The organism is uncultured Pelagimonas sp., assembly GCF_947498515.1.
Classification (GTDB): Bacteria; Pseudomonadota; Alphaproteobacteria; order Rhodobacterales; family Rhodobacteraceae; genus Pelagimonas.
This window is the reverse complement of the sequence record NZ_CANMKO010000008.1, coordinates 55,602-79,602: the sequence shown is the minus strand read 5'-3', so window position 1 is coordinate 79,602 and position 24,001 is coordinate 55,602. Positions and strand designations below refer to the sequence as shown.

At 56.9% G+C, this 24,001-nt stretch carries 25 protein-coding genes and 1 tRNA gene; 15 read left to right on the top strand and 11 right to left on the bottom strand.

The window, feature by feature from the left end:
- The first annotated feature begins 195 nt into the window (after nucleotides 1–195).
- From Q1A43_RS15570 to rpsA, 3 genes are all read left to right on the top strand, one after another.
- Nucleotides 196–585, top strand: coding sequence for a P-loop NTPase fold protein (locus Q1A43_RS15570; RefSeq protein WP_299936673.1), 390 nt, complete (start codon nucleotides 196–198; stop codon nucleotides 583–585).
- Nucleotides 586–704: 119 nt separating this feature from the next.
- Nucleotides 705–1,556, top strand: coding sequence for a P-loop NTPase fold protein (locus tag Q1A43_RS15565; protein ID WP_299936671.1), 852 nt, complete (start codon nucleotides 705–707; stop codon nucleotides 1,554–1,556).
- Nucleotides 1,557–1,787: 231 nt separating this feature from the next.
- Nucleotides 1,788–3,467, top strand: a complete 1,680-nt coding sequence (rpsA, locus tag Q1A43_RS15560) for a 30S ribosomal protein S1 (RefSeq protein WP_299922779.1) — start codon at nucleotides 1,788–1,790, stop codon at nucleotides 3,465–3,467.
- A gap of 111 nt (nucleotides 3,468–3,578) precedes the next feature.
- Here the strand turns inward: rpsA and Q1A43_RS15555 are convergent, their stop codons facing one another.
- Nucleotides 3,579–3,950: a helix-turn-helix domain-containing protein gene (locus Q1A43_RS15555; RefSeq protein ID WP_299936669.1), complete on the bottom strand. Its 372-nt coding sequence runs from the start codon at nucleotides 3,948–3,950 to the stop codon at nucleotides 3,579–3,581.
- Nucleotides 3,951–4,053: 103 nt separating this feature from the next.
- Here Q1A43_RS15555 and Q1A43_RS15550 point away from each other — a divergent pair, with 103 nt between their 5' ends.
- From Q1A43_RS15550 to Q1A43_RS15540, 3 genes are all read left to right on the top strand, one after another.
- Complete coding sequence (locus Q1A43_RS15550) at nucleotides 4,054–4,824, top strand: nuclear transport factor 2 family protein (RefSeq protein ID WP_299936667.1); 771 nt, start codon at nucleotides 4,054–4,056, stop codon at nucleotides 4,822–4,824.
- 64 nt (nucleotides 4,825–4,888) lie between these two features.
- Nucleotides 4,889–5,293, top strand: a complete 405-nt coding sequence (locus tag Q1A43_RS15545) for a nuclear transport factor 2 family protein (RefSeq protein WP_299936664.1) — start codon at nucleotides 4,889–4,891, stop codon at nucleotides 5,291–5,293.
- A gap of 146 nt (nucleotides 5,294–5,439) precedes the next feature.
- Nucleotides 5,440–5,703 (top strand): hypothetical protein, encoded by a 264-nt coding sequence (locus Q1A43_RS15540; RefSeq protein ID WP_299922786.1) that lies wholly within the window; start codon nucleotides 5,440–5,442, stop codon nucleotides 5,701–5,703.
- 30 nt (nucleotides 5,704–5,733) lie between these two features.
- Here Q1A43_RS15540 and Q1A43_RS15535 read toward each other — a convergent pair whose 3' ends face one another.
- Entirely contained in the window at nucleotides 5,734–6,273 is a 540-nt protein-coding gene (locus Q1A43_RS15535) for a GNAT family N-acetyltransferase (protein ID WP_299936662.1), read from the bottom strand.
- 325 nt (nucleotides 6,274–6,598) lie between these two features.
- On the opposite strand from Q1A43_RS15535, the gene ihfB reads away from it, so the two are divergent.
- The 3 genes from ihfB to Q1A43_RS15520 all read left to right on the top strand — a co-directional run bounded on the left by ihfB (nucleotide 6,599) and on the right by Q1A43_RS15520 (nucleotide 8,017).
- On the top strand, nucleotides 6,599–6,880 hold the full coding sequence (gene ihfB / locus Q1A43_RS15530; RefSeq protein WP_299922790.1) for an integration host factor subunit beta: 282 nt from the start codon (nucleotides 6,599–6,601) through the stop codon (nucleotides 6,878–6,880).
- A gap of 3 nt (nucleotides 6,881–6,883) precedes the next feature.
- Entirely contained in the window at nucleotides 6,884–7,243 is a 360-nt protein-coding gene (locus Q1A43_RS15525; RefSeq protein ID WP_299922792.1) for a LapA family protein, read from the top strand.
- A gap of 114 nt (nucleotides 7,244–7,357) precedes the next feature.
- Nucleotides 7,358–8,017 (top strand): phosphoribosylanthranilate isomerase, encoded by a 660-nt coding sequence (locus tag Q1A43_RS15520; RefSeq protein WP_299936660.1) that lies wholly within the window; start codon nucleotides 7,358–7,360, stop codon nucleotides 8,015–8,017.
- Nucleotides 8,018–8,050: 33 nt separating this feature from the next.
- On the opposite strand, the gene arsC is transcribed toward Q1A43_RS15520, so the two are convergent.
- The 5 genes from arsC to Q1A43_RS15495 form a co-directional block, all read right to left on the bottom strand.
- Nucleotides 8,051–8,389 carry an arsenate reductase (glutaredoxin) gene (gene arsC / locus Q1A43_RS15515; RefSeq protein WP_299936658.1) on the bottom strand — a complete coding sequence of 113 codons (339 nt, stop codon included), beginning with the start codon at nucleotides 8,387–8,389 and terminating at the stop codon, nucleotides 8,051–8,053.
- Nucleotides 8,386–9,444, bottom strand: coding sequence for a quinone-dependent dihydroorotate dehydrogenase (locus Q1A43_RS15510; protein ID WP_299922796.1), 1,059 nt, complete (start codon nucleotides 9,442–9,444; stop codon nucleotides 8,386–8,388). The genes arsC and Q1A43_RS15510 overlap by 4 nt, the downstream gene beginning before the upstream one ends.
- Nucleotides 9,441–9,779, bottom strand: a complete 339-nt coding sequence (locus Q1A43_RS15505) for a DUF952 domain-containing protein (RefSeq protein ID WP_299936655.1) — start codon at nucleotides 9,777–9,779, stop codon at nucleotides 9,441–9,443. The genes Q1A43_RS15510 and Q1A43_RS15505 overlap by 4 nt, the downstream gene beginning before the upstream one ends.
- Before the next feature lie 110 nt (nucleotides 9,780–9,889).
- Nucleotides 9,890–10,273 carry a MerR family transcriptional regulator gene (locus Q1A43_RS15500; protein WP_299936653.1) on the bottom strand — a complete coding sequence of 128 codons (384 nt, stop codon included), beginning with the start codon at nucleotides 10,271–10,273 and terminating at the stop codon, nucleotides 9,890–9,892.
- A 99-nt stretch (nucleotides 10,274–10,372) separates the two neighbouring features.
- Nucleotides 10,373–11,161, bottom strand: coding sequence for an SDR family oxidoreductase (locus Q1A43_RS15495; protein ID WP_299936651.1), 789 nt, complete (start codon nucleotides 11,159–11,161; stop codon nucleotides 10,373–10,375).
- A gap of 286 nt (nucleotides 11,162–11,447) precedes the next feature.
- On the opposite strand from Q1A43_RS15495, the gene Q1A43_RS15490 reads away from it, so the two are divergent.
- Entirely contained in the window at nucleotides 11,448–13,007 is a 1,560-nt protein-coding gene (locus Q1A43_RS15490) for a bifunctional metallophosphatase/5'-nucleotidase (protein ID WP_299922801.1), read from the top strand.
- Nucleotides 13,008–13,074: 67 nt separating this feature from the next.
- Here the strand turns inward: Q1A43_RS15490 and Q1A43_RS15485 are convergent, their stop codons facing one another.
- Both Q1A43_RS15485 and Q1A43_RS15480 read right to left on the bottom strand, forming a co-directional pair.
- On the bottom strand, nucleotides 13,075–13,563 hold the full coding sequence (locus tag Q1A43_RS15485; RefSeq protein WP_299936648.1) for a DUF4405 domain-containing protein: 489 nt from the start codon (nucleotides 13,561–13,563) through the stop codon (nucleotides 13,075–13,077).
- 173 nt (nucleotides 13,564–13,736) lie between these two features.
- Nucleotides 13,737–15,524 (bottom strand): ABC transporter transmembrane domain-containing protein, encoded by a 1,788-nt coding sequence (locus tag Q1A43_RS15480; RefSeq protein ID WP_299936645.1) that lies wholly within the window; start codon nucleotides 15,522–15,524, stop codon nucleotides 13,737–13,739.
- A 306-nt stretch (nucleotides 15,525–15,830) separates the two neighbouring features.
- Here Q1A43_RS15480 and Q1A43_RS15475 point away from each other — a divergent pair, with 306 nt between their 5' ends.
- Together Q1A43_RS15475 and Q1A43_RS15470 are read left to right on the top strand one after the other, a co-directional pair.
- Entirely contained in the window at nucleotides 15,831–16,964 is a 1,134-nt protein-coding gene (locus Q1A43_RS15475; protein WP_299936642.1) for an alpha/beta hydrolase, read from the top strand.
- Between the two features lie 371 nt (nucleotides 16,965–17,335).
- The gene (locus Q1A43_RS15470) at nucleotides 17,336–20,506 is read left to right on the top strand and encodes a calcium-binding protein (protein ID WP_299936639.1); all 3,171 of its coding nucleotides are present in this window, start codon (nucleotides 17,336–17,338) and stop codon (nucleotides 20,504–20,506) included.
- Between the two features lie 12 nt (nucleotides 20,507–20,518).
- Here Q1A43_RS15470 and Q1A43_RS15465 read toward each other — a convergent pair whose 3' ends face one another.
- A complete protein-coding gene (locus tag Q1A43_RS15465) occupies nucleotides 20,519–21,085 on the bottom strand; it encodes a flavodoxin family protein (RefSeq protein WP_299936636.1) in 567 nt (188 codons plus the stop codon).
- A 51-nt stretch (nucleotides 21,086–21,136) separates the two neighbouring features.
- Here Q1A43_RS15465 and Q1A43_RS15460 point away from each other — a divergent pair, with 51 nt between their 5' ends.
- From Q1A43_RS15460 to Q1A43_RS15450, 3 genes are all read left to right on the top strand, one after another.
- Nucleotides 21,137–22,339: a bifunctional 2-polyprenyl-6-hydroxyphenol methylase/3-demethylubiquinol 3-O-methyltransferase UbiG gene (locus tag Q1A43_RS15460; protein ID WP_299936633.1), complete on the top strand. Its 1,203-nt coding sequence runs from the start codon at nucleotides 21,137–21,139 to the stop codon at nucleotides 22,337–22,339.
- A 4-nt stretch (nucleotides 22,340–22,343) separates the two neighbouring features.
- Complete coding sequence (locus tag Q1A43_RS15455; RefSeq protein ID WP_299936630.1) at nucleotides 22,344–23,009, top strand: SOS response-associated peptidase; 666 nt, start codon at nucleotides 22,344–22,346, stop codon at nucleotides 23,007–23,009.
- 43 nt (nucleotides 23,010–23,052) lie between these two features.
- A tRNA-Gly gene (locus Q1A43_RS15450) sits at nucleotides 23,053–23,126 on the top strand.
- A gap of 389 nt (nucleotides 23,127–23,515) precedes the next feature.
- On the opposite strand, the gene Q1A43_RS15445 is transcribed toward Q1A43_RS15450, so the two are convergent.
- Nucleotides 23,516–23,971 carry a methylated-DNA--[protein]-cysteine S-methyltransferase gene (locus Q1A43_RS15445; protein WP_299936629.1) on the bottom strand — a complete coding sequence of 152 codons (456 nt, stop codon included), beginning with the start codon at nucleotides 23,969–23,971 and terminating at the stop codon, nucleotides 23,516–23,518.
- Nucleotides 23,972–24,001 lie beyond the last annotated feature (30 nt).

Below are 24,001 nucleotides of genomic sequence, written 5' to 3'. Positions count from 1 at the left end.
GGGTGCTAAGCAAAAGGGTCGCAGATTCATTGTTACACTTGCGGTTGTCTAAACCTTCTCAAATAGCTGGTCCAGCCCCGACACCTTTTCGATCACTCCAGAAGGTGCAAAGGTCACAGCAGTTTTAGCGCCCAATCTTGACCCTTGGCTGGTTCTTTGGTTGCTTTCGTAGGTGTTTCAAGGGTGTCAGGGTGAATGATGAAAGATGATGCGGCGGTTGATCCATGGCTGGACGACCTTTTGGATTACCGGTCTTTTGGCAAGACATTCACAAATTTGGTGACCTCCTTTGACGAAGGGAGGGTGATCTCGATTGAGGCCGGATTTGGCCGCGGCAAGACCTTTTTCCGTCAAGCATGGGCACGGGAGTTAACGGCCAGAGGCGAAGTGGTCATCGAGCTTGATGCGCAACGTTCGGATCACTCCGGTGACCCGGTTGTAACCTTTATGGGGGCGATGGCCGCCAAACTCTCTAAACACGAAACCACGAACGCACAGAAAGCGTTGGTAGCTGTGTCCAAATATGGGCGTATGGGGCTGCGGGCCGGCCACGTTTTCTTTTGCGTGAAGGCGCAGAAGAGCTAATCGGAGAGGCACAGGAGACCTTGCTGGCCGAAGTTGAGGGTTGGGAGGCCTTGGAAGACGCAATCAAGGACGGTGGCGACGCTCTGACCAAATCCGCAGGCGCAGTCATTGCCAAACAGTTGGCAACTGAAAAAGCCCGTGAAACCATTCCGAAACAGTTGGAGATTTTGCGGAAGGCGTTGACCGGCAAAGACGACGGCGGCCGTGTTATCATCTTGATTGATGAGCTTGACCGTTGTCACCCCGACTATGCTTTGGCGCTGCTTGAGGCGATGAAACTGGTCTTTGATCAACCGGGGTATGTTTTTGTCTTGATGGTCAACGCGGATTACCTCGAACGCATTGCCGAGCACCGTTTTGGTAAGATGGAAAAGGGCGAGCGATACCTGGAAAAGTTCGTCGACATGAGACTGGCGCTGCCAATGACCGATGCGGTATTGTCGGCGGCGGTTGAGCGATTGGCTCGCAACCTCCCGCTGGCCGTTCCGTTTGGTGAGCATGAGGAGTTTTCGGTGGAACGAGCCGCCCGTTTGGCGGGGGAGCTAGCCCCCCAAAGCGGGTTGTCGATGCGGCAGTTAAAGCGGGTGCTTTTACGGGTCGAGATGGCCTTGCGCTGTTATAAAGACCAACCGATAGATTGCGCGCTGTTGGTTTGGTTGGCGTTTCGGAAAGTCTACGCAGACAAACAAGAAATAGAACTCTCCACTTCCTTTCTTACGCGAGCGGGTCTGCCCCCAGATTTAGCGGTAGTCGTCGGGGAAGATACCTTTGGAAAAAGGAAGCAAGAAAAGATTTTAACGTTTGTTCGAAAAAATTGCATGGAGCTGGATGATCTTTCCGATGACCGGTATTTTCTTCCAGATGAGCAAAACTACCACTGGTGGGCTAAGATTGGTATCTACCTCGCCCCCAACTACATCCCCCGCCACCAAGCCATGCTCGATGCTGTCCACCAAATCGAGGCGAAATGACCCGTCGGGCTTGCCCATAGCCATATTTCATTGTAAGGACGCCGCTATCTGACGGCCATCAAGAGTCGCAGTTCGTGGTGAGCAGGGCCTGGGGATTGCCTCCGGCCCTTCTTGTTTGTGTTTTTCACCGCATCTGCACGCTACATATGACGGCCCCAGAAACAACGAAACTAAGACCCGTGGAGACAACCGCGCGGCCCGAATAAACCAATGTAAAGGATTTGACGCCACATGGCTGATGCAACAATGGAAGAATTCGAAGCCCTCTTGAACGAGAGCCTCGAAATGGACACACCGGAAGAAGGTTCGGTTGTCAAAGGTAAGGTTATCGCAATTGAAGCGGGCCAAGCCATTATCGACGTAGGCTACAAGATGGAAGGCCGCGTTGAACTTAAAGAATTCGCAGAACCCGGCGAAGCCCCTAGCGTAAATGTTGGCGACGAAGTCGAGGTTTACCTCCGCTCCGCCGAGAACGCCAAAGGCGAAGCCGTTATCTCGCGCGAGATGGCGCGCCGTGAAGAAGCCTGGGATCGCCTGGAAAAAGCTTACGCCGACGACGCCCGCGTCGAAGGTGCAATCTTTGGCCGCGTCAAAGGTGGCTTCACTGTTGATCTGGGTGGCGCAGTTGCGTTCTTGCCCGGTTCGCAGGTTGACGTGCGCCCCGTGCGTGACGCTGGCCCATTGATGGGTCTCAAGCAGCCGTTCCAAATCCTGAAAATGGACCGTCGCCGTGGTAACATCGTTGTATCGCGTCGTGCGATCCTCGAAGAATCCCGTGCCGAACAGCGCGCCGAAGTTATCGGCAAGCTGCAAGAAGGTGATTCCGTTGATGGTGTCGTCAAGAACATCACCGAATACGGTGCGTTTGTTGACCTCGGCGGTGTTGACGGCCTTCTGCACGTCACCGACATGGCATGGCGCCGTGTGAACCACCCATCCGAGATTCTGACAATTGGCGAAACCGTCAAGGTTCAGGTCATCAAGATCAACAAAGAGACCCACCGTATCTCCCTCGGCATGAAACAGCTGCAGGAAGACCCATGGGATCTGGTTGGCGCCAAGTACCCATTGGCATCGGTCCACAAAGGCCGCGTCACCAACATCACCGATTACGGTGCATTTGTTGAGCTTGAGCCCGGCGTTGAAGGTCTGGTTCACGTGTCCGAAATGTCTTGGACCAAAAAGAACGTTCACCCCGGCAAGATCGTTTCGACCTCGCAAGAAGTTGACGTCATGGTTCTGGAAATCGACGGCTCCAAGCGCCGCGTTTCCCTTGGTCTCAAGCAGACCATGCGCAACCCATGGGAGCAGTTCGCTGAAACCTATCCTGAGGGCACTCAGGTTGAAGGCGAAGTCAAGAACATCACCGAATTCGGCCTGTTCATTGGCCTCGAAGGCGACATCGACGGCATGGTTCACCTCTCCGACTTGTCCTGGGACGAGCGCGGCGAAGATGCGATCCAGAGCTACCACAAGAACGACGTGGTTCAGGCCGTTGTCTCCGAAGTCGACATCGAAAAAGAGCGTATCTCGCTTTCGATCAAAGCCTTGGGCGGCGACAAGTTCGCAGATGCGGTTGGCGGCGTGAAGCGCGGCTCGATCGTAACCGTCGAAGTGACAGCCATCGAAGATGGTGGCGTCGAAGTGGAATACGAAGGCATGAAATCCTTCATCCGCCGCTCCGACCTGTCGCGTGACCGTGCAGAGCAGCGCCCAGAGCGCTTCAATGTTGGTGACAAAATCGACGTTCGCGTAACCAACATCGATTCCAAGACACGTCGTCTTGGCCTGTCGATCAAAGCGCGCGAAATCGCAGAAGAAAAAGAAGCCGTGGAACAGTATGGTTCCTCCGACTCCGGTGCGTCCTTGGGCGACATCCTGGGCGCAGCTCTGAAGAGCGGCGACGAGTAATCGTTCACCCCTTTGAAAACTCGAAAGGCCTCGGAGAAATCCGGGGCCTTTTGCTTTTGGGCGGTTTTGCGAATGGCGCTTTAGCCGCATGCATTTTCGGCAAAGCGCCCATTATTCTTGTTGATCAAAGGCCGCCCGTGATCGCGCGACGTCACTGTGCCTGCTGGCCGCCCAGCCCGTCAGCGCTTTGAGCAGCGGCAAGAGCTCTTGCCCCATATCAGTCAAAGTGTATCGAACGGCAACGGGTGGTCCGGCGTCCACGTCGCGCGTCAGATAGCCGTCTCGTTCAAGGCTTCGCAGGTTTTCGGTCAGAACACGTTGTGTGATGTCGCCAACGGTTCGTTTCAACTCTCCAAACCGCAACGTCCCATCCTCAAGCGCCAGCACGATCAACATCTGCCATTTCCCCGTCACCTTCGACAGAACTTGTCGAACAGGACAGCCATCGACCTCGGCTTTGGATACGGCGGTTACCTTAAGCATACTTGGTTCCTATATAGTGCGTAATTGATACTAGGTGCAGATTTGATACTTCATTTCATACCGAAGGAATCATCTCCTCACAACGGTTGAATGGAGCACCAAAATGACCGCACAAGACCTCGTCCTCGCCGCAGTGGCCGCAATTTTCACCGACTTTGACGTCGATACCGCCAAAGGGTTGTTGGCCCCTGACTACATCCAACACAACACCGCGGTGCCAACCGGGGCGGCCCCCGTTCTTGGTTTTATTCCAGGGTTGGAGCAAAGCGGAATTGCCCTGACAACGCACCGCGTTCTGAGCGAAGGCGACATGGTTGTCTTGCACAATACCTATGCCAATGCGCAGGCCCTTGGCGCAGAAACCCTCGTGGCGTTTGACGTGTTTCGGGTCCAAGATGGCCGGGTTGTTGAACATTGGGACAACCTTCAGGTCCCGCCAACCGAAACCGCGTCGGGCCGCTCAATGACAGATGGGCCGACCGAAGTTGTCGATCTGGCCCTCACAGGTGAGAACAAGGCACTGGTAAAAGGGTTTATTGCCGACGTTTTGCACGGTGGTGCCCCGGAGCGGATTACCACCTACATCTCGCCCGAGCTTTACCTCCAGCACAATCCATTGGTTGGTGATGGGTTGGATGGGCTTGGTGCGGCATTGACCGCAATGGCCGAGGCTGGTCAGGCGATGGCCTATTCTGAAACTCATATTGTTGTCGGTCAGGGCAATTTTGTGTTTGCTGCGTCCGAGGGTACGATTGGTGACACCCCGACGGCATTCTTTGACCTCTTCCGCGTTGCGGATGGCAAGATTGTCGAGCACTGGGACACCGTTTCGGAGATCCCCGCTGATATGGCTCATGAGAACGGCAAGTTCTAATCTCGTCGCACCCTTCGTCTTGCGAGGCGTCGGGTGCGCCCTTGCAAACAAGAGGACACCCATCATGTCACGCGCCCCCGAAACTGATCGAACATCAGACAAAGACAAAGCGAATGTCATCGCGTTTTACGAGATGATGTTCAACGATTGCCGGCCCGCCGAGGCCATCGCGACCTATGCCGGGGCGGAGTACATCCAACACAACCCGCATGTTGGCGATGGCAAAGCGGCCTTTGTCGCCTATTTCGAACGGATGGCGACTGAGTACCCCGGCAAACGGGTTGAGGTGAAACGTGCCATTGCCGAAGGCCAATACGTTGTGTTGCACTGCCATCAGATTTGGCCAGATGGTCTTGAATACGCGGGCATCGACATCTTTCGTCTCGATGACACCGGCAAGATCGTTGAGCATTGGGACGTGCTACAGGTCCTTCCCGACAACAGTGCCAACGAAAATGGTATGTTCTAACGCTTGGGTGCCGGGGTTTGGCGCGCGACTATGATATTCGCTAAACGGGCACAGGAGATGTCTTTCTCCTCTAAAATTGAGTTGCACTCGCCCAGCCGCCGCCCATAGTCTGATCACATTATAGCAGTGCGATTTTTGGGGGCGTTATGAAACGATTGATGGGTGGATGTGTTTTGGCTTTTTTGGCCATGCCGGTCTTTGCTGCCGGGGCGGACACGTTGAAAATGAAATTCAAGGTTGAGTCCGGCGTTCACATGATGATCGGTGTCTTTGGCAGCGAATGGGAACCGGGGCAGGTTCAGACCGAGGCCGCCAAGAACTGTGGGCAAATTGGCAAACCATTGGCGAGCTTCAAGGTCAAAGGTCGCAATTCCCAAGGGCTCAAAGTGTTTGAGGCGACCTGTAAATAGGGCCCCACCACGTGGCAGGGCCCTGAACCTTCAAAGGGTGGTGCTGTCATAGCGCAGGCGAATAACCTGCTGCTGGGTGTAGTCGTCAAACCGCTCGCCCAGCTCTTCAAATCCGAAACGCGCATAAAAACGCCGCCCGATCGGGTTGTCCTTGAACACGTCGAGTTCCAGAACCGGATGTTTGCTTAGGGCATGGGCCAGTAAGGCCCGCCCTTGCCCCGCGCTCTGACGCTCGGGATTGACGAAAAATCCGCCGACTTCTGTCCCCAATAGCGCGATGAACCCGGTGACAATGTCGTCTTGCGTGGCGACATAGGTTTCGGCGTTCGGCAAATAGATTTCGCGCACATTGATCGCTTCTTTGGCCCAGAATTCCTCGGACAAAAAGCTATGCGCCTGACGGCTGGCCGCAAGGTAGATGTCGACAATAGCATCATCGTCGGATGTGGGGTGATAGGGTCTAATCATGGTTTTGATATCTCGTTTGGCAGGGGCAAGACTCGCCAGTTTTGAATTGGATACACGCTTTGGCCCGGCAACCAGCCGGTTCACATACGTGGCAATGTTCATGGGTGTGGTGGCACCCGGCCCAATCAGGACATCAAACCTCCTGTATTTGCACACGAGCTAGTCGGAATGCTTGCCGTTTTCAAGCTAAGTAGAGCCCGGATCGCCACGAAGTCACGGCGAATCGCCGCAGGGAATGCTGCGCCTGCATAGTCGCCATCAGCCCCCTTTCAGTGCCGTTTTTGACAGCATGCGACGAGATTTCTTGTCAAATAGCTGCAAAACATGACTTTTTCCGCGATTGAAGAGTTTTCGGAATGGATTAGCCGTCTTATAGTCGAGCCATATCAAAGTACGCAAAGTCGTACCTCAGGGGGGAAACGAGGCCATGATTAGGTCAGAATTGATCCAGAAGATTGCAGATGACAATCCACACCTGTATCAGCGGGATGTGGAACGGATCGTCAATACGATCTTCGAAGAGATTACCAATGCCATGGCTCGGGGCGACCGGGTCGAGTTGCGGGGCTTCGGGGCGTTTTCGGTCAAGAAGCGGGACGCGCGCACCGGCCGCAATCCTCGTACAGGGGAATCGGTTGAGGTCGAGGAAAAGCACGTGCCCTTCTTCAAGACCGGCAAGCTGCTGCGGGACCGCCTGAACGGAAAATAATCGATGCGTTACATTCGCTACGCTTTCTATGCGGCCCTCGCCATTATCTTGATCACGGTCTCTGTGGCCAATTTGGGCATGGTGACATTGAACACCTTGCCCGAGGGAGTGGCTGGCATTCCCGGTATGGGATGGCTGGCGCATTCGATCGAGTTGCCATTGTTCGCGGTTGTTCTGGGCAGCTTGGTGCTTGGCGTTGTTCTGGGGGAAATCCTGGAATGGTTCCATGAGCACAAGCATCGCGCCGAAGCCGCCCAAAAGGGCGCGCAGGTACGCAAGCTTGAGCGTGAGTTGAAGAAAACTCAGGCCGAGCGTGACAAAGACAAGGATGAGGTTCTGGCTCTGCTTGACCAAGCAAGCTGATCCTACTCAAATTGTTGCCCGAGATGGGCTGGGGGAGGGGGCGCTGCCCCCTCTTGCTTTTCAAGCAATTCACCCCTGGGATATTTGTTGAAAGAAGAAGCGAGGGTGCGCGGGATGGATGTTCGCGTCAAAATCTGTGGGTTGAGCACATCGGATGACGTCACGGCGGTTGCTCAGGCCGGAGCCGCCTATGCCGGTTTTGTGTTTTTCCCAAAATCACCGCGCAACGTGAGCGTGGCGCAGGCGCGCGATCTCGCGGTTGAGTGCCCCATTGGCTTGGCCAAAGTGGCGTTGGTTGTGAATGCCGACAATGCTTTGCTTGATGAGATCACCGGCAATGTTGCCATCGACATTTTGCAATTGCATGGCAAGGAAACGCCCGAACGCGTGTCTGAGATCAGGGCGCGCTATGGGTTGCCAGTGATGAAGGCCGTGGGCGTTGCCGGTGCTGATGATCTGCCCCAGCTCGCGGTTTACGAACAGGTTTGCGATCAAATCTTGGTTGATGCCAAGGCGGCAAAGGGCGCGGATCTGCCCGGTGGCAATGGCTTGGCCTTTGATTGGAAACTGATTGCCGGGCGTCGCTGGTCTCGGCCTTGGATGCTGGCCGGTGGGCTGACCCCGGACAACGTGGCCCGCGCGGTGGAATTGACCGGCGCGACACAGGTGGATGTCTCATCCGGTGTCGAAAGCGTGCCGGGGCGCAAGGATGCCGATTTGATTGCGCGCTTTGTGAATGCCGCCAAAGCCAGCCGCGAAATCCCCAAGCTTTAGCAAAAAGCCCCGGCCCTTAACCGGGGCTTTGTCTTATAGCACTGTCAAAACCTGTTCCGGCGGGCGGCCAATGGCGGCTTTGTCACCGGCAAACAGGATCGGGCGTTCGATCAGCTTTGGCTGATCCGCCATGGCCTGCAACAACACCGCGTCATCACTGTCTTTGCGGAGACCCATGTCTTTGAACGCGGCCTCTTTGACCCGCATCATCTTGATCACAGGCAGGCCAAGCGCGGCCTGTGCGGCCTTTAACTCGTCCAAACTTGGCGCATCCTCAAGGTATTTGCGTATCTCGGGTGTCACGCCCTTTTCCTCAAGCAGCGCAAGGGTTTGGCGCGATTTCGAACAGCGTGGATTGTGCCAAAGGATCATGTCCATGCCTCCCGTCCACTGCCAACCGCATCGGCGACATTGGCGAACCCATCGCGGGCCAAGAGCTGATCCAACCCACGGGCGATCTCGGCCCCCAAGGTCAAACCGCCATAGACCAGCGCCGTATAAAGCTGTACCGCCGAGGCCCCGGCGCGGATTTTCTCATAGGCTTGCTGGGCCGATCCAACGCCACCAACCCCAATAAGGGGCAGCTTGCCCTCGGTCAAAACCGACAATTGCGCCAAAACGCGGGTGGATTTTTCAAAAAGGGGTTGCCCCGAAAGCCCGCCCATTTCGCCTTTGTGCTCCGATTTTAATCCGTCGCGCGACAGCGTCGTGTTGGTGGCGATCACCCCGGCCACACCAGACGCCAGCGCCACTTCGGCCACATCCTGCAACCCCTGTTCGTCCAGATCGGGGGCGATTTTCAAGAACACCGGGATTGGCGTGTCAAGCGCGGCTCGCGCCTCCATCACCCCGGCCAAAAGCGCCGCAAGCGCCTCTTTGCCCTGCAAATCGCGTAGCTTTTCAGTGTTGGGAGAGCTGACATTGACCGTGGCGAAATCCAGATGCGCGCCACAGCGGCTTAGAACTTTGGCGAAATCGTCGGCGCGGTCATCGCTGTCTTTGTTGGCCCCAAGGTTGAGGCCCAAAACCATGTCGCGCGGGCGTTTGGCAAGCCGCGCGGCGGCGGCCTCCATGCCTTCGTTGTTGAAGCCAAAGCGGTTGATCGCGGCGCGGTCTTCGCTCAGCCGGAACAGGCGGGGCTTGGGGTTGCCGGGTTGGGCGCGCGGCGTCACGGCCCCCACTTCGACAAAGCCAAATCCGGCGCGTGAAAGGGCGTGCAACGCCTCGGCGTTTTTGTCGAACCCGGCGGCAATGCCAATCGGGTTGGCCATGTTCATCCCCGCCACCGAACAGCGCAAGCGTTCAGATGTCACCAGACCGGGCAAGGGCGCCAGACCAAGGTTCAGCGCCTTGAGCGCCACCCCATGCGAGGTTTCCGGATCAAGCTTGCGCAACAGGCCCATGCCTAGGTTTTCGAGCGCTTTCATACCATCTCCTCCGGGAACTGATGCCCGTCGGGGCCAAGCGGCAAATCGCGGGTCCACAGAATGTCGGCGACACGCAATGGCGCATAAAGATGCGGGAATTTAGCGCCACCGCGCGACACTTCCCATTTCAACGCCGCACCCAATGCCTCGGCGTCCAAGGCCGCCAACGTCAGATCGGTTTCATCGCTAAAATGCTTGGCGGCGGTTTCGCGTGCCTGCTCGGCGGTCGAGAAATGCACAAAGCCATCAGAGACATCAATCGGCGCGCCGGCGGTTTCGCCTTTGGCCTGCAAATCGGCCCATTCCGGGGCCCGGAGGATTTTGTAGATCAGCATGTGGGCGTGATGCCGTGCGACGGGGGGCGGGTCAAGCGCATTGGCCACAACGCGCCGAGGATTAGGTGCATCAGCGCGGTGACGTCCGACCAATTTGCCCCTAACCGGCGTTAGCCCGTGGTTTTGGCGACAACCGAGCGTGGCTCAAGATCGGATTGAAGGGAGTTGAGCCGGTCAACGACTGCGGCCCGGCGATCTGTCAAATCCGATAGCAAGCGATCAATATGTTCTAGCTTTTCGGTCATTTTTTCGATGCCATCGTCACAAGGGCCTGCGCCGTCATCTGATAGGCAGGCGGCCATGCCCCGGATTTCACGGGTGGAGAACCCGGTTGCGATAAAGTCGCGAATGCGCGCGGCACGGCGCAGGTCCGCCGCGCTATAATGACGGTAACCGTTGAGCTGACGCCCAACCTCCATCAACCCTTCTTTTTCATAGTGACGTAAAATGCGTTGAGAAATCCCAAGCGTATCTGCCGCTTCTTTGGCCTGCATGTCGGTGCCTTTCCTACCAATGCCTATCTTTAATTAGGCGGCTTTAGCCTCATTCAAAGGGGGCCGGGGCGGTGAAATCCCCCCGACCACCCTATTGTCTTAAGTTCGAAGGGACCAACCACCGTCGATCGTTAGAACTTGACCCGTCAACCATGCATTGTCCGGGCTGCCCAAACGCAAAATCCACGGAACAATATCATCGGGTGTTCCGCGTCGTCCAAGCGGGATTTGCGCGGCTTCTTGGGCTTCGACCTGTTGCGCCATTTCGCTGGGCAAGCCCATCATCCCCGTTAAGGCGTTGCTCTTGACCGGGCCGGGGGCAATTGCGTTGACCCGAATGTGGTCGGGCGCAAATTCCATGGCCCAGGCGCGGGTCAAGCTTTCTAGCGCGGTTTTGGTGGCGCCGTAATGGGCTAGCATCGGAATGGCGTTGCGCGACACGGCCGTGCCAATGTTGACGATGGCACCTTTGCTATCGCGCAAGGCGGCCTGACCGGCTTTGACCAAAAGAGATGGCGCCGTGATGTTGATCGCCGCCATTTTGGCAATGGCCTCGGCATCATAATCACCCGAGGGGAGCGGATGGCCCGCACCGGCGTTGTTGACGATCAAATCCAACCGGCCCCAGCGCCCCGTTGCGGCGTCAACAATCCGCGCGGCACTATTTGGGTCGGCGCTGTCGGCTGTGACCGTTTCAATCGCATCGCTGATCTCCGCGACCTCGGCGAGCTTGGCACCATCCCGCCCGGTGATCAGCACATTTGCCCCGTTTTGAACCAGCGCGAGCGCCGTGGCTTTGCCGATCCCGGAACTGCCTCCGGTGACAATAGCGACCTTCCCGTGCCAGCTGTTTTCACCCGAACTTGTGCCAATAGATGTGTCTGTCATGTTGCGTCTTTTCCTATCTGCGAGGGTCTCGCGTTTTGATGAGGAGGCCGGTTTAGCGCTATGACACTAGTGTCAGGGTCAAGCGCAAATTTCATGGCGTTGGCGTCCGCGAATGGGTCGGCTGTGCGGTCGAATAGAGGCAAACCGACACGAAACCGAAACATTGCTTAACTATTGATCAAAGCCATTGGGCGGTGGAACGCTGCGCCGTAACGGAGCCTTTGACAAGCTGTGCGCGTGGGTGCAGCATAACGTGATAATAAAAACCGACAGAGGGGTTATAATAATGTCTGTTCGTCTTTTCTCGTCCGCCGCGGCGCTTGCTTTGTGCGCCGGAGCGGCCAGCGCTGACTATTCGCTGACCATTTTGCACACCAATGATTTCCATGCCCGTTTTGAGCCGATCAGCAAATATGATTCGGGTTGCGGCGAAGAAAGCAACGCCGAGGGCAAATGTTTTGGTGGTTCGGCACGTCTGCAGACCGCGATCACCGAGGCCAAGGCCCGGTCGAACAACCACATTCTGGTGGACGGCGGTGACCAGTTTCAGGGCACGCTGTTTTACACCTATTACAAAGGCAAGCTTGCTGCCGAAATGATGAACCAGATGGGCTATGACGCGATGACCGTGGGCAACCACGAATTCGATGATGGCCCCGAGGTCCTGCGCGGCTTTATTGACGCGGTCGAATTCCCGATCCTGATGTCCAACGCCGATTTTTCGGCCGAAGCTTTGCTGGCCGATAGCCTGCTGAAATCGACGGTGATTGAACGTGGTGGCGAAAAGCTCGGCCTGATCGGTCTGACACCCCATGACACCGATGAACTGGCGAGCCCTGGCCCCAACATCACCTTCACCGACCCATCGCAAGCGGTTCAGGGCGAAGTCGACAAACTTACCGAAATGGGCGTGAACAAGATTATTGTTCTCTCGCACTCCGGCTACGGTGTGGACCAAATGGTTGCGGCCAGCACCACAGGAGTTGACGTGATTGTTGGCGGGCACTCAAACACCCTGCTGTCTAACACCTCTGATCGCGCGGCGGGTGCCTATCCAACAATGATCGGCGACACGGCGATTGTTCAGGCCTATGCCTATGGCAAATTCCTCGGCGAGCTGAACGTCACTTTTAACGACGAGGGTGTGATCACCGAAGCCGTTGGTGAGCCGGTCCTTCTGGATGCCTCCGTGGCCGAGGAAGCGGGCACCAAAGCGCGCATCACCGAAGCCGCCGCCCCATTGGAAGAAATCCGCAACAAGGTTGTGGCCGAAACCGCCGAAGCCATTGATGGCGAGCGCGGGTCGTGCCGGGCGATGGAATGCGCCATGGGCAACATCATTGCCGATGCGATGCTTGACCGGGTCAAGGATCAGGGCATTGAAATCGCCGTGCAAAACGGTGGCGGCATTCGCGCCTCGATCGACGCGGGCGAAGTGACCATGGGCGAAGTGCTGACTGTGCTGCCGTTCCAGAACACCCTGTCGACCTTTGAAGTCTCGGGTGAAACCATCATGGCGGCGCTTGAAAACGCAGTCAGCCAGCACGAAGAAGGCGCGGGCCGCTTCCTTCAGGTGGCGGGCATGACCTATGCCTTTGATGTGTCCAAACCCGCCGGTGAGCGTGTGTCCGACGTGATGGTTGGTGGCGCGCCGATTGATCTTGCCAAGGTCTATGGCGTTGTGTCCAACAACTATGTGCGCAATGGCGGCGATGGGTTCAAAATGTTCCGTGACGCGCAAAACGCCTATGACTTCGGTCCCGATCTGGCGGATGTCACTGCGGAATACATGGCCAAAATGGGCCCTGTGACACCGAAACTAGACGGTCGTATCACCGCGAAATAATTCATCCTGAAATGGGATGAAAAAGAGGGCGGGGGCCAAAGCCTCCGCCCTTTTTCTATGTGCGTTCTTATTTGAGGGCCGCGTTCAAAAGCGCCATCTGCGCCCCGCGATTGTCACCGGCCAAGGATTGCGCGGTGTCGGTGGCCGCTGTGCCGTCATACCCGGCCTGACCAAGATCGGCCTGAAGCTCGGAAAGGCTTTTGTCGGCGACCAGCGCGAGCTTATCCAAGGAGACGCTTGACATGGTGCTGATCAGCGCGCCGGGGCCTTTGCTTTGTTGATCTGAGACCGGGACCAGCATGGCCGCGACAAGCAACACGGCGCATCCGCCCATGATTGCCTTGGCGAGAGGGCGTTTAAGATAGGTGGTAAAGGCGCGCCAGTTGAGTACCAAATGCGCCACGGCCGCGACAAGCAAGACCCAACCCGCCCATTCATGAATAGGATCAAGCAAGCCCAGCTCGATGTGGAAAAACATCAAAGCGCCGGAAACGGCCATCAAAAGAAAGGACCCGACGATGAGGGGGGTGGCCCATTTGCGAAGCGAGAGTGCCATGGGAAGGCTCCTTTGAAATCGTATCACAAGTGATACGCAGGAGCGGCGATGTTCCGTCGCCAATTGGCCGGTGAAACTTGACTGATGATACTTGGCCGGTGAAACGGCGCTCGCTCCTAAAGGAGCATCGCCCCGCCCACCGTCCCATCGGGCGTATGATTTAGAGGTTTGGTTTAGCCATCGGTGAACTGCATTTTGGCAAGGCGGGCATAGAGACCGCCTTCGGCCACCAGATCGTCATGCGTGCCTTGGGCAACCACATGACCGTGATCCATAACCACAATGCGATCCGCCTTTTTGACCGTGGCCAGACGGTGCGCAACAATGATCGTCGTGCGGTTTTCCGACAGGGTATCGACCGCCGATTGCACCGCGCGTTCGCTTTCGGCATCAAGCGCCGAGGTGGCCTCGTCCAACAACAGCACCGGTGCGTCACGCAAGATGGCCCGCGCAATCGCAACGCGCTGCTTTTGACCACCCGAGAGCATCACACCGCGTTCGCCCAGCCATGTGTCATAGCCATCCGATAGGGTCGTGAGGAACTCATGCGCGGCGGCGGCCTTGGCGGCGGCTTCGACTTCGCGGTCGCTTGCATCGGGGCGACCAAAGCGGATGTTGTCACGTGCCGAGGCGGCAAAGATCATCGGCTCTTGTGGGACAAGCGCGATATGGCTGCGGAAATCGGCGCGGGTCATGTCGGGAAGGGCAATACCGTCCAAGGTGATTTGACCCTGAGAGGGGTCATAAAACCGTTGGATCATTTGAATGATCGTGGTTTTACCGGCCCCGGACGGGCCAACCAGCGCCACGGTTTCCCCCGGCGCAATGCTGAGCGAGATGTTGTCCAAGGTCGCCACATCCGGGCGCGATGGGTAGGAAAAGCTAACCGCGTCAAAGGTGATTGCGCCCTTGACCGGTTCGGGCAAGGTTTTGGGGCTGTCTGGGTCGGTCACGCTGTCTTCGGCTTGAAGCAGTTCAACAAGGCGTTCGGTGGCCCCGGCGGCGCGTTGCAATTCGCCAAACACTTCGGACAACGAACCAACAGCACCGGCAACCAGCACGGACAAGATCACAAATTGCACCAAGGTTCCGGCGCTCATGCCGCCGGCGCGCACATCCCATGCGCCGATCCAAAGCACGCCAACAACGCCTGTAAAGACAAGGAAAATCACGATGGCGGTCATGACGGATCGGGTCCAGATCCGCTGTTCTGCCGAGTGAAAGCTTTTTTCGGTCACATCGCCAAAGCGTGCGCGCGACCGGGTTTCATGGGTATAGGCCTGTACGGTTTGGACGGCGCTTAGCGCCTCGGACGCATTGCCCGAGCTTTCGGCGATCCAATCCTGATTCTCGCGGCTGAGCTTGCGCAAACGACGCCCCAAAACCATGATCGGGATCACAACGGCGGGCACGATTAGCAACACCAAGCCGGTGAGCTTGGGCGAGGTGAACAACATCAACGTCATGCCACCAAAGAACATCAGCACATTGCGCAAAGCGACGGAAACGGACGAGCCAATCACCGACAGGATCAAGGTCGTGTCGGTGGTGATGCGGCTAAGCACTTCGCCGGTCATGGTCTTTTCGTAAAAGGACGGCGACAAGCCGATGACCCGGTCAAAAACCGCCTTGCGGATGTCGGCGACAACCCGTTCGCCAAAGCGCGTGACAAGAGCGTAGCGCAATGCGGTCCCCACAGCCAAAGCCGCGGCAATCGCCAAAGCAGCGCCAAAATAACGATCCAACAAGGCCCCGTCTTCGACGCTGAAATTGTCGACCACCCGGCGCACCGCCATGGGCAATATCAACGACAGGGTCGCCGTGGTGATCAACGCCAGCAACGCGGCGAACATCTGACCCCGGTAAGGGCGCATAAATGGCCACAGCGCGCGCAGCGATCCAAGGCTTTTGGACTTCTCGCGATCAGCTTCGGCTGAGGTCATGGTTGTGCCACGGGCCATGGGTCTTCCTTTGCATATTCGTTCAGCGGTTTTGCCACGTGGCGCGCGCGGGTCAAGCGTTGAGTTGACGCGGGAGGGGACATTCGTGGTTAATCATGGCCAATGCGCACCGACACCAAGCGTTTTGGTTGCATATCACAAGGGCGGGGATCGGTGCAGATGTGTTATCTGGCTTGAAATCGGGTCATTTGGCTTTGCACCTGCGGTTAGGAATGCCATTGTCGACGTGGCTAAGTAGAGTTGACGAGTCATCACACATATGGGCGACCAAATGGGCGAGGGCGGTGATGGGGCAAAGGGTGCGAAATGATTGCTGAACAGGGTCAAAACACAATCTTCACACGAGTTGTAGCCATCTGCGCGATTGTGTTGCTTGCGCTGGTAACGGGATGTGGCCGCGCGCCCGATCTGATTGGGATCGACAACCCCGAAATTCCCGTCGCCTCGGTCAAAGAGGCGACGTTACAAAAGGTTTTCCTCGCCACCACACGCCAACCCACCGAAGTGGCCGGGGCGTTTTTCTCGGAAAAGCGTGCCCCTGAGCTGGGCTTGGCTTCGGTTCAGGTCTCCGTGCCGCCCAACCGTTTGCCCGGCGAATTGCGCCGCCCCAAGGTTCTCCCCCCTGATCCGCGCAAGGAATACGCGGTGATCGATCCGGTGCGCTATGGCACCGAAGCGGCCTTTGTTAGGTCTGTGAATGCCGAATTGGCCAGACTTCCGGCTGGCAAACGCGACATCCTGTTCTTTGTGCATGGCTACAACAACACCACCAGCGACGCGGTGCTGCGCTTGGCGCAATTTGTTCAGGACAGTGAATTCGAAGGTGTCCCGGTGTTGTTTGACTGGGCCTCGGCGGCCAGTTTGATCCGTTATGTTTATGACCTCAACAGCGCGCTGATAGCCCGCCCGCAGGTACGGGAATTGGGCCGTATTCTCGATCAAACCAACGCCGAAGGCTATGACGTCTTTGCCCATTCGATGGGGGCGTTTTTGACGATGGAAGCGATGGTCGATCAGGTGCAGCGCGGTCAGCTGAACAAGACGAAACGCTTGCGCAGCATTGTTTTGGCGTCTCCTGACATCGACATGGATTTGTTCCGTACCCAGATTGGTGAAATCGGGCCAGAGACGCATCGCTTGTTTGTGTTGATGTCCCAAGACGATGGCGCCCTCAAGTTTTCCCGCCGCATTGCCGGGGGCGTGCCACGAGTTGGGGCTTCAAATGCCCAAGAGCTCGCGGATCTTGGGGTGGTTGCCATTGACCTGTCCGAGATCGAGGATTCCGCCTCGGGCAACCATTCCAAATTCGCAGGCTCTCCCGAGGTTGTCAAAATCTTGGGGCGGGGTTTGAACAGAAGCCGCAGCTTTGACGTGTCCGAACGCCCAACTCATCTCCAAGATATGCTGCGCGGAATACCGATTACCGTGGTCTTTCGATAATCCTGCAAAGGCCGGGAATTGGGCCGATTGGATAATTGGCCCAAGGCACCCAACATCATTTGTCAATTGATAGTCAATTTAAATGGCGGTGCCGGGGTATCAATCCTGATAATCGGCATAGGCTAGGGGGCGGTTTTTTTGAGGAAACCAATGGGCGACCTGTTTCCCTGCCCCCAAAGGCGTTGTTTAATTCAGATGCCCCAAATGCACATTTAACCTATGAATCGCATATTTTGCGAAACCTGCTTATTTAGGTGAAACGACATAGGATTGATCAATTTAATCGTGTTTTCGCCTATTATTTGCGCGCAAAGCACGATATTTCACGTGTTTAACGCTATTTGTTTCCGCCGATTGCCAAAGGTCCCGTTATGTCAACCCTCCTTGTTGCCCCCCAAACGCCCCTGATAAACCTGTCTGACGGTTTCAATGGCACTCCAGACTATCCCCAAATCACTGTTTTGAATGACGGCAATTCCGTTTTGACTTGGACCGCAAGGGGCGGCCGGCCGGGCGAAGCCGAGGTTTGGGCGCGCGTTAGCGCACCAGACGGAACACCCATCGGCGCGGCGTTTTTGGTGAATACAACCACAGACTTCTCACAATCCGAACCCGACGTTTTGGCACTGCCAGATGGTGGATTCGTGATTGTCTGGCAATCATTTGGCCAAGATCACTTTTTCTATGAGTCCGGGCCGACACAAGGGAGAGATTGGAGCCAGCAATTCGGTGTCTACCAACAGGTTTATGACGCCGATGCCAATCCGGTTGGTGGCGAAACTCTGGTGAATGAGGGCCACATTTTCGGGGCCCAAGTGTGGCCCGAACTTACCCCTTTGGCCGATGGCGGATACGTTGTTACTTGGGTGCATAACAATACCATTACCGAAGAGGAACACCGCTATACCCTTTATAGCCGCGTGTATGATTCCTCGGGTGATCCCGTCGGCGATCCGTTTAGGAACCCCGGAAGCGCGCCCTTCGAAACAAATGCGGGAACGGCCTACGAACCCCCCTATTACAACACTGTGGCCTCATCTCTGCCCAATGGCAACTTGGTCTATTCTTGGTATGCGGTCCACAGTGCGGATATTTTCATAACGATCACAGATCTCGACGGTGCTTTGGTCAATCAATTCAAGCTGACCGAAAGTTTGGACGTTAGTCCCAACTATATCCAATCGGTTTTAGGCTTGCCCAATGGCAATATCATGATTGCCTGGTACGACGATAATTTCATATCTGATAGTTTAGCCGTTGCGATCGTGGATGAAACCGGTGAACACGTTGTCCCGGTGACGTTTGCGGTGCCTTTTGATCAGGAGATCAGATGGGACTTGAGTGGCGTGGAATTAAATCTCTTGCCGGATGGCAATGTGCTCGTGTCTTGGATCGATATCAACGACGGAATCTTGCGGGGGCGTATCATTTCTCCGGACGGAACACATTTGACCGACATCATCAATCTGACCCCAGAAGGGGTCATTCCAAACGGCTATGAAATCGGGGTAGAAGACGGGCGGATCGCAATCTACTCCGAGTTGAATCTTCTCCAAAATGACATCCTGACAGCGGACTCGTTTGTACAATATTTCACTGTGGGCCTTGTCCCCGATGACATCGAAGGCACATCCCGAGAGGATCTGATCGAGATCGAAGGGTCAGACGGGCTTGCGCGTTCCGGCCCCCGTGACGATACGGTCATCGGCGGCGAAGGCAGTGACCTTGTTATGGGCGGTTCGGGTGCCGATTCTTTGGTTGGACATACCGGTGACGACCGCTTGATTGGGGGCTCCGGGGCTGACACGCTTTTGGGCGGCGCGGGCCGCGACGTGCTTGTGGGCGGCACTGCCCCAGATAGCCTCGTTGGGGGGGATGCCGACGATTATTTAGAAGGCGGCGCTGGCCACGATATGCTGCGCGGTGGCGCAGGCGATGACTATTTGTTTGGTGGTATTGGGTCGGACACACTGTTTGGCGATGCAGGCAACGACTTCCTTTTAGACGCAAGCCATATTCGTTTCGGCCCCCCGCTCGATCCAAGCTTTTTGTACGGAGGCGAGGGGGATGACACCCTAGAAAGCATCGTCTCGGGGGGCTTATTGGATGGTGGGCCTGGAAATGACATTTTGCAGAACCTTACCGATGCGCAATTTGGGGCCGGGTCAACCGTACGCGCTGGCGAAGGCGACGACCTTGTTTTCACCAACCAGCGAACCAACCCTATCGACGGGGGGGACGGATATGACATCCTGTTTTTCGATGTCGATGTCGTGGTCGACAGCAATAGAGTCTACGTCGATATGGAGGCCGAGACGTTTTACGATGGCAATTTTCTGAGAGAAAATGTTGTGGCGTCTCCGGTTGGGTCTGTCACAGGGTTCGAAGAAGTTGTGTTTGGCAATGGTCCGATACATCTCGCTTATGGCGGTTTTGAAACGGATGATATCGTGTCCTATGACTCTCGCTCCTATGGTTCTGACATCCTTTTCTTTACGAATGTGATTCTGGATGCCCGTGGCGGCGACGATTATATTTATGATCGCTTCCAAGAATTCAACGAAGCGGACCAGGGCCTTTACGAAGCCGGCTTTGCCACGATCCATGGCGGGGACGGGAATGACACAATTAGATCTGGTAACGCCTTTAGTGAAATTCATGGCGGGGACGGTGATGATTTTATCACCGCGCGGGTCGCAGTCGACCTGTTGTATGGGGATGCTGGCAATGATCACCTCGAATCCGGGGGCAGTGACGACACGCTCTTTGGCGGCACCGGAAACGACACCTTGCGCGGCAATGAGGACCAAGATCGCCTCGAAGGCGGTGAGGGGGATGACCTGATTGCTGGCAACACGGGTGACGACATGATGCTAGGCCAAGACGGTGATGACGCGCTCTTTGGCGGGAATGGACGTGATCGGGCCACGGGTGGTAACGGCGATGATGACATCCAAGGCGGTGCTGACCAAGATACGCTTTATGGCAACAATGGCCGCGATACGTTGAACGGCAATGACGGCAATGATTGGCTGTCGGGCGGCAATGACCGCGACCTGCTTTTGGGGCGCACCGGCAATGATTCACTACGTGGTGGCAATGATGATGACCGGATCTATGCCGGGGTCGGCAATGATGTGGTCGCGGGCAACTCTGGCAATGATCAGCTCTTTGGTGGCAGCGGCAATGACCGGATTTTTGGTGGCCGTGGCAATGACACCCTAACTGGTGGCTTGGGGCAGGATTGGCTTGTCGGCGGGCAGGGGGCCGACGTCTTTGTCTTTACCGCCGTCGATCAAAGCCCACATGGCGCCGATCGCGATATTATCGTCGACTTTACGGCTGGCGTTGATTTGATTGACCTGTCCGGGATCGCCCCCTCGCTGACCTTTGTCTCAAGCTTTAGCGGCGTGGCAGGCGAGGTGCGCTACAACGAGAGTGTCGGGCGGCTCTATGTTGACACAACCGGAAGTGGCGCGTCCAATCTCTCCATTGATATCGAGACGGCGACCGCCCTCACGGCTGGTGATCTGATCTTGTAGCGCCTTGTCTTGCTACTCCGCTCCAGTGTGCCAACGGCTCGCCGCCGCGGCAAGACGGGCCCCAAACAAGCGCGCGGTTTGGGCATCTGCGGCGCTGATCGGGGTTTCGGAGTCACCGTCTCCCGTCGCCATAAGGCCAAGCCAACTGCCATCGCGGTTTAGCCCAACGGCCTCGGGAAAGACCGGCGCACCGATGGTGTTTTGCCCGACCCAGATCATCCCCATTTGCGCCGCAAAGACCGTCAAACGCATCAGCGCCGTCAATTTATCCCCCGACGGGTGCACCGCCACGGTAAACCCGGCGGCCATCTTGTCACCCCACGCCTGATGCTGCCAACGCTCGGCCGCCTCTTCGATGAACATGTCAAACCGCGCGGCACTTGACCCCATATAGGTTGGCGTGCCCATGGCAATTAGCGTTGCGGCATCAAGTGCATCCCAATCCGCGTCCTCCATCGCCGTCACATCGACCAACCGGGCACCGCCCGCGCCTTCGCTTATCAAACGGGCCAAAGCGGCGGTATGTCCGTCAGCGGAAAAGTAAGGAATACAGATCAGAGGGATATCGGCTTGCGTCATGGGCGCAGGTTGGGCGATTGTCGCGCCAGTCACAAGAGCGAAAGAGCCGCCATGGTCTCGGTCAAAGAACAATACGAAGCCTACCCCTATCCCGAACGTGATCCGAAGGATGAGGCCAAGCGGCTGATCACCGGCTCACCCTCACATCCGCTTGAAATGGATCACTATCTGTTTGGCGGTACGCGCGATTGGTCCAAACCTTTGCGGGTTCTGGTGGCGGGCGGCGGCACCGGCGATGGGCTGATCCAACTTGCCCAAACCATGACAAGCGCCAAGGCCCCCTATGACATCACCTATGTCGACCTTTCAACCGCCTCGCGCGGTGTGGCCGAGGCGCGGGCCAAGGCGCGCGGCTTGACCAACATCCGCTTTGAAACCGGAAGCCTTCTCGACGCGCCCGACTTCGGCGAATTCGACTATATCGATAGCTGCGGCGTGCTTCACCATCTGCCCGATCCGGCGGCGGGCTTTGCCGCCCTGCGCGCCGCGCTTGCGCCCGGTGGTGGATTTGGCTTCATGGTCTACGCTCCTTATGGCCGCTCCGGCGTCTACCCTTTGCAAGAGGGGTTTGGCACCTTGCTAGACGGGCTTTCCCCCCAAGACCGGCTAGAGGCGGCGCAAAAGATTGTTGCCAATCTGCCCGATGGCCACCCGTTCAAAACCAACCCAAACCTCAGCGATCATCACGCCAGCGACGCGGGGTTTTACGACCTGCTGCTGCATGGTCAGGACCGCGCCTATAGCGTGCCCGAACTGGTACAAGAGCTAACCGATACCGGTTGGCGGCTGCAAAGCTTTTGCACCCCGGCGCTCTATGATCTGACCCGGATCGCACCACGCCCCGAGGGTATGGATGACACCACCGCCATGGGGGTTGCGGAAAAGCTCACCGGCACGATCCGCCTGCATGTGGGGTATGCGGTTGCGGCGGATGATCCGCGCAGAATTGCCAAAGGCAGCAACCGCAAACTGGTGCCGCATCTGCGCGGGGTGTCCCCCCAAGCGCTTGCCCAAGCGGTGGCCAAAGGCCGCGCCATCCCAGTAAGCGCCGATGGCCTGCGCGCCAAACTGACCCTACCCAAATCCGCCGCGCCTCTTATCGCCGGGATCAATGGCAAACGTAGCCTCGCCGAAATCGCCCAAGGCGCGCGCATGGATGCGCTGGGCTTTGGCATGGCTTGGACCCCGGTGGAAAAGGCCCTGTGTGATTGGGGCTTGATGCTTTATTCTGGTTTGCAAAACCACAAAGGGTAACAAAATGTGCGGGCGCTTTGCCGTGACATTGCCAAACGAAGCCATGGCCCAGCTGTTCAACGCTGCGCCTGCCAATGACCTTCCCGACGTGCCCAATTTCAACACCTGCCCCACCACGCAAATTCATGTGGTGGAACCGGGCGCGCGGCGCTTGCTGCGTCCGATGCGCTGGGGCTTTATTCCACAGTGGTATGACAAGCCCAATGGTGGCCCGCTTTTGATCAACGCCCGCGCCGAAACCATCGCCGAAAAACCCGCCTTTCGCGCCGCATGTCGGGCGCGGCGCTGTTTGATCCCCTGCAACGGGTTTTATGAATGGACCAAGGACCCGGACGGCAATCGGTTGCCGTGGTACATCACCCGGCGCGACGGTGCGATGATGGTCTTTGCCGGGGTGTGGCAGGATTGGGGGCCCGATGACAACCGCTTGCGGACCTGCGCCATGGTCACGATTGGGGCCAACACCCCGATGCGCCAAATCCACCACCGCATGCCCGTCATTCTCGAACCGGAAAACTGGGGCAAATGGCTTGGTGAAGAAGGTCATGGTGCCGCCAGTTTGATGCGCCCTTCATCGGATGATGTTTTGCAATTTCATCGGGTCGGCACCTCGGTCAATTCCAACCGCGCTCAAGGTCCCGACCTTATCCAAGAAATTCCCGCAGGTTGAGTGTTGACGCCGCCCCAAGGCTGGCCTAAACCCTGTCTTCGCTGCGGGTATGGTGAAATGGTATCATAAGAGCCTTCCAAGCTTAAGGTGCGGGTTCGATTCCCGCTACCCGCTCCAAATCTCTCCATCATGAAACGCGCATGCGATGCCAACACCGGTGATCGCACGGCACCTCGTTTTCAACCTTGGCTTGGCGATTGTGTCGCTCGATTTGCTTGGGTGACAAAACGGCGGGGGCCGGGTGTGGTTCTTGCGATTAATGGATTCTAACTAAAATTAACCGGTTTGGGCCCATCGCCATGGCGTGTTCCTGTGCTGCCACTGGCAATCTCTCCCAAATAGCCTCAGAATCGGACAGATTGCTGGCCAAGGCCTTGATCTGGGGCCCCAAAACGCCGGGGCAATCTCCCCCAAACTTGGTGGAATTTGTACCCTTTGCCCCGTTGCCTATTCGGCGAACGGCGCATTACCAGCAGCGGACGATGCGTTAATCTTGGTGCCAAGGCTCAGATCAACAAGCTTGCCGCGCCTTCGTGTTTTAGCAAGGCGACCTTGGTTTCGACCCCGTGACTGCCGGAAAATCCGCCCAAACCGGTCGCTGCCAAAACCCGGTGACACGGGATGATCAACGGGATCGGGTTGCCACCACACCCGCCACCCACCGCTTGGGCAGAGGCTTGTAATTCCTGAGAAATTTCACCGTATTGTCGGGTTTCGCCAAAGGGGATAGCCAACATCGCGTCACAAACCCGGCGCTGAAAGTCCGACCCTTGCACCTCTAGCGGCAGGTCGAATTCGCGCAATTCATGGGCAAAATACGCCGCGATTTGCTCTTTGGCGGCGCGCAAAATCTCTGTTTCATCACCCGTTTCACCACGGGCCCAAGCCACCCGCGTTACCGCATCACCCACCTGTATCACGGTCATGTAACCCGTTGGAGTATCGAAAGAAATCTGAACCATGCACCAAGGCTACGCAGCTTGTCTCGTTTT